This is a genomic window from Duganella sp. CF458 (assembly GCF_900113115.1).
Classification (GTDB): Bacteria; Pseudomonadota; Gammaproteobacteria; order Burkholderiales; family Burkholderiaceae_D; genus Rugamonas.
On the sequence record NZ_FOOF01000016.1, the window covers coordinates 155592 to 164421 of the forward strand.

7 protein-coding genes are annotated in these 8830 nt (G+C 60.9%); 6 read left to right on the forward strand and 1 reads right to left on the reverse strand.

Features of this window, described 5'->3' with window-relative positions:
• Positions 1-204: 204 nt before the first annotated feature.
• The 6 genes from BM269_RS23105 (at position 205) to BM269_RS23130 (ending at position 7643) form a co-directional block, all read left to right on the forward strand.
• Positions 205-1227, forward strand: coding sequence for an alpha/beta fold hydrolase (locus BM269_RS23105; RefSeq protein WP_229204765.1), 1023 nt, complete (start codon positions 205-207; stop codon positions 1225-1227).
• Positions 1224-2111, forward strand: a complete 888-nt coding sequence (locus tag BM269_RS23110) for an acetoacetate decarboxylase family protein (RefSeq protein WP_090442765.1) — start codon at positions 1224-1226, stop codon at positions 2109-2111. The genes BM269_RS23105 and BM269_RS23110 overlap by 4 nt, the downstream gene beginning before the upstream one ends.
• Positions 2108-3622: a patatin-like phospholipase family protein gene (locus BM269_RS23115; RefSeq protein ID WP_090442768.1), complete on the forward strand. Its 1515-nt coding sequence runs from the start codon at positions 2108-2110 to the stop codon at positions 3620-3622. Before BM269_RS23110 ends, BM269_RS23115 begins: the two co-directional genes overlap by 4 nt.
• A gap of 47 nt (positions 3623-3669) precedes the next feature.
• On the forward strand, positions 3670-5553 hold the full coding sequence (locus BM269_RS23120) for a metallophosphoesterase (RefSeq protein WP_139232841.1): 1884 nt from the start codon (positions 3670-3672) through the stop codon (positions 5551-5553).
• Positions 5534-7105, forward strand: a complete 1572-nt coding sequence (locus BM269_RS23125; protein ID WP_090442774.1) for a GMC oxidoreductase — start codon at positions 5534-5536, stop codon at positions 7103-7105. The genes BM269_RS23120 and BM269_RS23125 overlap by 20 nt, the downstream gene beginning before the upstream one ends.
• A gap of 124 nt (positions 7106-7229) precedes the next feature.
• Positions 7230-7643, forward strand: a complete 414-nt coding sequence (locus BM269_RS23130; protein ID WP_139232842.1) for a DUF6006 family protein — start codon at positions 7230-7232, stop codon at positions 7641-7643.
• Positions 7644-7736: 93 nt separating this feature from the next.
• On the opposite strand, the gene BM269_RS23135 is transcribed toward BM269_RS23130, so the two are convergent.
• A complete protein-coding gene (locus BM269_RS23135; RefSeq protein ID WP_090442780.1) occupies positions 7737-8465 on the reverse strand; it encodes a hypothetical protein in 729 nt (242 codons plus the stop codon).
• Positions 8466-8830 lie beyond the last annotated feature (365 nt).

Genomic DNA, 8830 nt, shown 5'->3' on the forward strand with positions numbered 1-8830 from the left:
CTTATGAGCCCCAGTTGGCAGGGGCCGGGACGTCGATCAAACCGAGCGAGAGCGCGAAGAGGGCTATAGCCGTAAGGCCAGAGACCACGACGCGAGAGACGGTAAGTCCGTCGGCTCCAAGCAGCAAGTCAATACTTGGGAACCAAATCAAGAGGAATCCGAACCTGGACAAAAAGCGGGCTGATTTTGGGCGCTAGGGAGAACATGGTGAACAAAGAGCAGACATTCGAGTTCCCGACTCAAGACGGCCGCATGTGCAACCTGATCAATGTGACTGGCCCGCGTGAACCATCGCGCGGGCCGGTGCTGCTGGTGCACGGGGCAGGGGTCCGGGCTAACATCTTCCGCCCCCCGAACAGCACCAATTTTGTCAACGCCTTGCTCGATCATGGCTACGACGTCTGGCTGGAAAACTGGCGGGCCAGCATCGACTTGCCGCCATGCGAATGGACGCTCGACGAGGCCGCACTCTACGATCATCCGGCAGCTGTGAACAAGGTGGTGGAAATAACCGGGGCAAAGACCATCAAGGCGGTGGTGCACTGCCAGGGCTCGACCAGCTTCATGCTCTCCGCAATCGCCGGCCTGGTGCCGCAGGTCGAAACGATCGTCTCCAACGCCGTGTCGCTGCATCCCCAGGTGTCGTGGATCTCCCGCCAGAAGGGACGCTTTGCGGTGCCGGTGCTCGGCAAGTTCACGCCATACCTGAACCCCCAATGGGGAAAGCAGGCGCAAGGCTTTGTACCGCGCGCTTTACGCGGCCTGGTCCGGCTCACCCATCATGAATGCGACAACGATGTATGCCGTTTCTCCAGCTTTACCTATGGCACAGGCTTCCCCGTGCTATGGCGCCACGAGAACTTAAGTTCGGAGACGCATGACTGGATCGGCCAGGAGTTCGCCAATGTTCCGCTGTCGTTCTTCCGCCAGATGGCGCGCTGCCTGGACAAGGGACACCTGGTGTCCGATATGGCGGGGCTGCCTGCTTCGAGCGTCGCGGATAAACCCCGGACCGGCGCGCGCATCGCTTTCATCGCCGGCGAGATGAACGACTGCTTCAAATGGCAAAGCCAACAGGCCAGTTTCGACTGGTTCGACCGCTATCGCCCGAATTTTCATTCGCTGCATGTGCTGGGTGGATACGGGCACCTCGACATATTCATCGGCAAAAACGCCGATCGCGACACTTTCCCGATACTGATCTCGGAACTGGATGCCCCATCATGAACGCTCCCGACCGACAAAAACGCCTGGCGGGCCGTTATGGCCTGGTTGATGGCATTCCATTCGAAATGCCGATTAATTCGGAGCAGTCGCCGGCGCTGATGGCAATGTTCTCGATTGACGCCGACGCTGCGGCGCGCCTGCTGCCGGGCGGGGAGGTACATCCTTTCCGCCTATGGACACGGGGACTGCTGGTGGTCACCGTGATCCACTACAAGATCACCGACATCGGCAGCTACATCGAATACTCAATCGCCATCGCGTGCACGCACGGGAGCCGGCCCGCACCGCGACTGCTGCCCGCGATGATGATGAAGACCTTCGGCACCGGCCAATATGTGCTGGACCTGCCGGTGTCGACCGAAGTGTCTGTCAAGGGAGGGAAGGGCATCTGGGGCATGCCGAAGCACCAGGCGAGCCTCGATTTTGTCATCGGCGACCGCTGGGTAAGCAGCCAGTATGACCTGGACAACCAGATGCTGATGCGGCTGGACGTGGCAAAGCCCGGCACGGCCTGGCTGCCGATCAACATGGGGGCTGCAAACTACTGCGCCTTCCGTGGCATGCTGATGAAGTCCTTCATCTACTTCAAAGGCAGGCTAGGCCTGAGGATCTTCGATGCACGCGGGGCAAGGCTGCTGATCGGCGACCACCCGCGCATGGCGCCGCTGCGGACCCTGGATATTCGCCCGGAGCCGATTGCGGCAGGATTCTTCCCTTCCACCCAAGGCGTGTTGGACGACCATTTCGAATGCTGGTTCATCACGGAGCCGGCCCAGCGCATGGCGCCGATGCAAGGACTGGAATCGACTTTTCCATTAGGACAGTCGCAAGCATGGTTGCCGGCACCGGCCCGTGCACTGGACTGGGAAAGTACCCGGGCATGAACGCCGTGCATACACCGCCGATTGCCAGCGCCGGCACAGGCACACGGCGCGCCCTGGTGCTTGCTGGAGGCGGCATGCGGGTCGCTTACCAGGCTGGGGCGGTCAAAGCGCTTCATGACGAAGGCTTGCGGTTCAGCCATGCCGACGGCGTGTCGGGTGGAACGATCAACCTGGCGGCGCTTCTTTCCGGCGAATCACCGGACTCCTTGTGCAGCCGCTGGCGCGCCTTGCGTCCGACGGACTTTTCCTCCATGCGGCCGGTATCCGAATACCTGCGCCTGGCAAATATGCGTGCATTGGGCAGCGCGGACAGCATGAAAGAGAAAGTGTATCCGGCGCTGGGCATCGACATCGACCGTATCCGGGCCGCGGACGGCATTGACGCTTCATTCAGTGTCTGCCGCTTCGATGACAAGACCGTCGTAGCACTGCCGCATAAGGAACTGGACTTGCCACGGCTGGTCGCTGCAGCATCGTTGCCAATTTTCCTGCCGGCGGTGCAAACGGCCGGCACCACCTGGACCGACGCCGTTTGGATCAAGGACTCGAACCTGTTGGCCTGCGTCGAGCGGGGAGCGCGCGAGCTATGGCTGGTCTGGTGCATCGGGAACACGCCGGTTTATCGCGACGGTGCGTTTAACCAGTATGTCCATATGATCGAAATGAGCGCCCTCGGCGCGCTGCATGCGGAACTGGCCACTATCGCCGCCATCAATCGCCGCATCGCCAATGGCGAAACAGTATGGGGCCACTGTGAACCTGTCGTGGTCCACATCGTCAAACCCGAATCACCATTGCCGCTTGATCCCGACTTTTTCCGGGGGCGCATCGATGCTGCTACCCTCATCAACCTGGGCTACCGCGATGCGCGGAGAGCGCTGAAGGCCAACCGCCCGGCACCTCTCGATCCGAGCGCCACATCGATGCGCGAGCCAGGTGTTGGCCTGAGCTTCCGGGAAACCATGGCGGGCCCGTTCAAGCTGGGATCGGCGAACGGAGGACGGCTGGCGATGCACGCCACTATTCATATCGATGACATGAGCGCGTTCGTGACATCCAGCGACCACAAGGCTGGATTGTCGGGCCATCTCGATATAGAACCATGGGGCCGCGCCATTCCGGCGCAATCCGGCGTGTTCGGCCTGTTCAGTCCCAGCGGCGACCCGACGCTGACTTACATGGTGTACGAACTGGGATTCCGCCACCAAGGCAGTGACTACTACCTGGCAGGGAAGAAGCACGTACGCCTCGGCGGTCCATGGCGGCTCTGGCGCGAAACCACGACCCTTTACACGCAGCTGCACAAGGGAACCGATACCAGCGGCGAAGTGATCGGAGCAGGGACGCTGAGTCTCGGCGTGCCCGATCTGGTTCGCCTGCTCGGTACCGCACATGCCACCAATGCGCCGACGCCGTCCGCGCGAACCAATGCGGTGTGGCGTTTCTTCCGCTTTTTCGCAGCTGAATTGTTCCGAACCTATATCCGGCGCTCACCGCGTCCCACATCATGAACCCAGGCACAAGCCCCTGCCGGACCGAGCTCTATACACAAGAGCCCATGGTCAACTGGCTGGGGCCACTTCAACTGCTGCGGACCGGAATGCGTTCGGCTGCAGCCACCACGATGGGGGCATTTGCCGACCCGCGTGAAGTGCAGGCAGCGCTGAAACCTGCGCAAGCCAATCCGCCTATCGCAATCAGCGCCGACGGAGACAAAGGAATCTGGATCGACTACTTGTCGGACACGGGAGACGGTTGGGACTCGACTTACTCCATGGCCTTGTGCGTGAGCCAGTCCGTAAAGCCAGCCGGAGCGGACCAAACGCTGCCTGCCGGACAGGTGCTGCTGCTGGGAGGCGACCAGGTCTACCCGACGCCGGCCCAGGGCGGTTACCGTACACGGTTCCTCGACCCGTTCCGGTCTGCGTTGCCGGCGCCGGTATTGAACAATCCAAACGCGAATTCGAAACAGGTTGTCCCGATCAGGAAGGCCCCGCTCATGGTGGCTACGCCGGGTAATCATGACTGGTACGACGGCCTGCGGGGTTTCAGCCAGTTGTTCTGCAACGGCGACCCGGTTGGAGGCTGGATAACGCGGCAACGGACCAGCTATTACGTGCTCAAACTACCGGGCGGCTGGTGGATCTGGGGGCTGGATTTGCAGCTCGAGTCCGCGATCGACCGTCCCCAGCGCGAGTACTTCGAGCAGATGGCCAAGGAATTAGGGCCCGACGACCGGGTGGTGATCTGCACTCCCGAGCCCAGCTGGGTGGATGAAGCCGAGCGCGTGAAGCGTCAGTCGCGGGTGGCACTGCGTTCGCTGGAAACCCAGACCCCGCGCTTCAGGAGCTTGAGCGAAGTTGAACAGATGCTGGGACCTCGGCTGGCACTGGTGCTGGCCGGAGATTCCCACCACTACGCGCGATATGAGCCGGCGCCGGGTATCGCCGCGCCGCACCGCATCACCTGTGGCGGCGGTGGCGCTTTCCTGCACGGCACGCATGAATTGCCCGACCCGCCCGAGCCCATCACCGTGGCTGGGGAGAAGCAGCAATATCGCTTGGCCCAAGCCTATCCGGACAAGAGTACGTCAAGGCGGCTACGCAACCGGGCCTGCCTGCTCCCATTTGGCAACCTGTCGCTTTGCTCTCTGTTGGCGGCGTTCTATCTCCTGTGCATCTGGGTGATCGAAAGCGCGAGCAAGGTGCGACACCCGGAACTGGGGGCGAAGAGCCTGATGGAGAACTTGTCCAGCCTTGAATTGACTGCCGGCCATATCGGAGAGGCGCTGCGCTGCCTGTTTGTGGTCGCGGCACATAGTCCGTCAAGCGTGGTCCTGGCCCTACTGATCGTTTGCGGGTGCGGGGCCCTGTCGGCCGCCGGCGTCAATCGCGCAGGCAGGTTGGCCTTCATGGCCGGTGCCGTCCACGGATTGCTGCATTTGCTGCTGGCCGCGATTATCCTGTGGTTCATGGGCCGCATGAACGTCTTCCACCTGGGCATGGATACCAACGATCTTGGCCAAGTCGGCCTGTTCATCCTCGAGACTCTACTTCTTGGGGGCGCTCTGGGCGGCTTGTTGTTCGGGGTATGGATGGTGCTGACGAACGCTGCATGGGGCCTCCATCACGAAGAGGTGTTTTCCTCGCAGCGCATCCCCGACTACAAGTGCTTCCTGCGCATGCATTTCGAAGATGGCCGGCTCACAATCTATCCCCTCAAACTGGAAAAGATCTGTCGCCACTGGTCTTTGGCTACGAATGGCGTGGAATTCCTGGCGCGCGTCAAACGGACTTACAAGGTGCGGGCGACACCGGCAGCGCACGGCCCGCGTTTCGTTCCGGCCGAAGGCAACGCCAAACCGGCCGACGGCCTTCAATTGATTGAACCGCCAATCGTTGTCGCTCGCACAGGAGCCCGTTATGAGCAAGCTAGACTTTGACGCCATCGTGATCGGGAGCGGCTTCGGTGGGGCGGTGTCCGCGTGCCGCCTGGCGCAGAAAGGACGCAAAGTCCTGGTGTTGGAACGCGGCCGCAGATGGACGCCACAGAACTATCCGCGTGCAGCCACCGACCCCTGGCTGTGGAATCAAGAACGCCCGGACCGCTTTCACGGCTGGGCCGACCTGCGCGCCTTTTCCGACATGTGGGTCGTGGCGGCAGCCGGCGTAGGCGGGGGATCGCTGATCTACGCCAATGTGTCGGTGGAGGCCAAGCCCGAGGTGTTCAAGCGCGGATGGCCGCAGCAGATTACTTACGAGGCTTTGCGGCCCCATTATGAGGAAGTCGGCCGCATGTTGAACGTACAGGAAGTGCCGGATAACCAACTGAGCCAGCGCACCCGCCTGATGCGGGAGGGCGCTGAAGCGTGCAATTGGGGCGGCCGTTTCCGTAAACTCCCGCTGGCGGTTCGCTTTGACCCGGATTGGAATGCCGATCGCCCGGATACGCGTACATCCACCAACGCGCACGGGAAAGAGCAGGGCACTTGCGTCCATTGCGGCAATTGCGATATCGGTTGCCAGGTATCGGCCAAGAATACGCTCGATCTCAACTATCTGGCCGAGGCCGAGAGGGCCGGCGCAGAGATTCGTGCTTTGCATCTTGTCAAAAAGCTGGAGCCGATGGAAAAAGGCTGGCGCGTCCACTTCGACATGATCGATGAGCAAACCGGCCGCCTCTCGCCTGGCAACCTCAGCGCGGAAAACGTATTCCTGGCAGCCGGCTCGATCGGCAGCACCGAGCTGCTGTTGCGCTGTCGTGACGAACACCGCACCTTGCCGGCACTTTCCTCGCGACTGGGCTACGGCTGGGCGCACAACGGCGATTTCGTGACACCGGCGTTCTACAAGGAGCGCATGATTTCGCCATCCCACGGTGTGACGATCTCCGCGGCGATAGACCTGCTTGACAATAGCGGCCCAGACGGCCAAGCCTTGTTCGTGGAAGACGGCGGCATCCCGAACCTGGCCGGCCATTTCCTGCGCAAACGCCTGGAGCGTCTGCCGCGCGGCAAACTCAGGGGCTTTTACAAGGAGTTGCGCGAACTGGTCGACGATGGAGATCCGCTTGAGCACATGATGCCCTGGTTTGGCCAAGCCATGGAGCCGGGCGATGGACGTCTGTGGCTCGGTCGGCGTTGGTATGCGCCCTGGAAGCGCAAGCTGCGCATGCAGTGGTCGTTCCAGCGCTCGCAAGCCGTTGTCGAATCCATGATTGCCGCTCACAAGCTCTTGACTGAGAAAACAGGCGGTAGCGCCTATGTGCCGCAAACGTGGACGTTCTTGCGGAACCTGATCACGCCGCATCCGCTGGGTGGATGCAATATGGGGTTGACGCCCGCGAACGGCGTGGTCGATGCGCAAGGCAAAGTCTTTGGCTACGCCGGCCTGTACGTCATGGACGGAGCAATCATTCCCCGCGCTATCGGCCTGAACCCATCGCGCACCATCGCCGCGCTAGCAGAGCGCAACATCCGGCAGGTAATTGGGTAGCCCGCAAATCTGGGTAAGCGCACGCGTGAAATCTGGGTGGGAGTACGGAAGTAGCGGCCTATGGTTCTGCCTAAAGTGCATAACGGCGCCAGCGAGGCGCCGAATGACGCGAAGGAGAACACAGATGAAGACGATGAGAAAGTCCACATGGCGCAGCTTGCTTCCAGCGACAGCTCTGTATCTTGCCGCTTCCGCGACTGCAAACGCCAGCATGGCCGTTGGCTGGTGGGGCGGCACATGGAACTGCAATATCGATGGGCGCCCGGCAATGATGAAATGGGTGAGCGTCAATGTCGCGGAAGAAGAGTGCGACGATGAATCCTGCAGCCAGTCAACCAGCGTGCACTGGAAGGGCAGCTTCTCCGACAACGGCTCGCGCTGGGTTGAGCTGAGCAATGCTCACATGGGGAACCAGGGAGGCTTGTACTTCAACCATGCCGATGGCAATAAATGGTACTTGCCGAAACCGCAGGCAGGGCGTTCGGAGGGCTGGACCACCTGGCAAGGTAAGCGGTATCAACTATCATGCTGGCGTTAGCCAACTGGTAGAACGGAGACCATGGTTGTGTTCGATCTGGCGCTGCGCCGTTGGCGCAGCACAGAGAACGATTGGCGCCGCCAATGCCGTTCTTCAATCAGGAGTCTTCTGGTACTTGTCCACCAGGTCGACGAAACGAGTATGGCCGTGGGAACCTATCCAGCCCCACATCGCATCGACTTGCGGGCGGTTGCGCTCGTAATAGCGCTTGCTGAAACCGAGCCAAAAATTGTGGACGCGTAGCGGAGTCTCAAGCCGCACCAGCTGCTTTCCATAGGTGGCGGCAATGAAGGCGTCCATGTGGGTCGGCGAGACCAGGGTTGCTGCATAGCCGTCGATCCTCCGGCGCACCAGCTTCTCCAGATTCCGCGCGCCGTCCTGCGCCCCGTCATCAATGACAAAGCCCTGCGCCCTCAATTGCGCGGCGAGCGATGCGCCATTGTTCATGCCAAGCCGGCGAGTCGAGAAGTAAGTACGCGGGTCCGCATCCAGAGGAATCTCGTCGCCAGCCCTGACGAAAACAACGGTGTACATGCGTACGGCGCGTTCGGCATCGAGTTTTCCGTTGCGGGTTTGGGGCAAGGCATAGTTGACCAGGTCAGCGTCGCTTGCATCCATCAGCATGGCGTCGATGTCGTCATGGTCAAGTGCCTGGCGCAGCCGCAGTGGAGGTAGCCTTACAGAAACGACCAGGCAACCGGCAAAGGCAGCGGTATCGCGTATCAGTTCCACCGTCGCCCCGGGAGCCGGTGCTTCAGCGCTGCCGGCCCCGAGAAAGTAGGGCGGCCGATGTAAGTTCACATAGCCCAATCGCATCGGCATGCAAGCGCAACTGGCACAATCAATTGCCAGCAACATTGCGAGACAGGACAAAAGGTCGGCCTTGCGCATATTGGAGTCCAGCTGATTTCGGAAATCATTGTAATATGAAATCGACTAAACGCTTTACTCGCGTTGCAGACCGACCAGGACCCTGACACTGAAACATGGTGGGCTTGCCTTGAGGGATGCGCTGACGCCGCCCTCAGTTTTTGTGATGTCGCACCGGCGTCCAACCGGGCTGACGCCGCGCCCCCCCTGTGCCAATATAACACTTGAGACACCTACCCGATTAATTTAGAGTACAGCGGTAGGTTCCCATTATGCACAACCGAAAGCATCAAATTAGCACTCCAGTTGCCCACGAC

Excerpts from the sequence above, each read along its gene's own strand:
- BM269_RS23105 (WP_229204765.1), top strand. The coding sequence starts at position 205 with ATGGTGAACAAAGAGCAGACATTCGAGTTCCCGACTCAAGACGGCCGC.
- BM269_RS23110 (WP_090442765.1), top strand. The coding sequence starts at position 1,224 with ATGAACGCTCCCGACCGACAAAAACGCCTGGCGGGCCGTTATGGCCTG.
- BM269_RS23115 (WP_090442768.1), top strand. The coding sequence starts at position 2,108 with ATGAACGCCGTGCATACACCGCCGATTGCCAGCGCCGGCACAGGCACA.
- BM269_RS23120 (WP_139232841.1), top strand. The coding sequence starts at position 3,670 with ATGGTCAACTGGCTGGGGCCACTTCAACTGCTGCGGACCGGAATGCGT.
- BM269_RS23125 (WP_090442774.1), top strand. The coding sequence starts at position 5,534 with ATGAGCAAGCTAGACTTTGACGCCATCGTGATCGGGAGCGGCTTCGGT.
- BM269_RS23130 (WP_139232842.1), top strand. The coding sequence starts at position 7,230 with ATGAAGACGATGAGAAAGTCCACATGGCGCAGCTTGCTTCCAGCGACA.
- BM269_RS23135 (WP_090442780.1), bottom strand. The coding sequence starts at position 8,465 with ATGCCGATGCGATTGGGCTATGTGAACTTACATCGGCCGCCCTACTTT.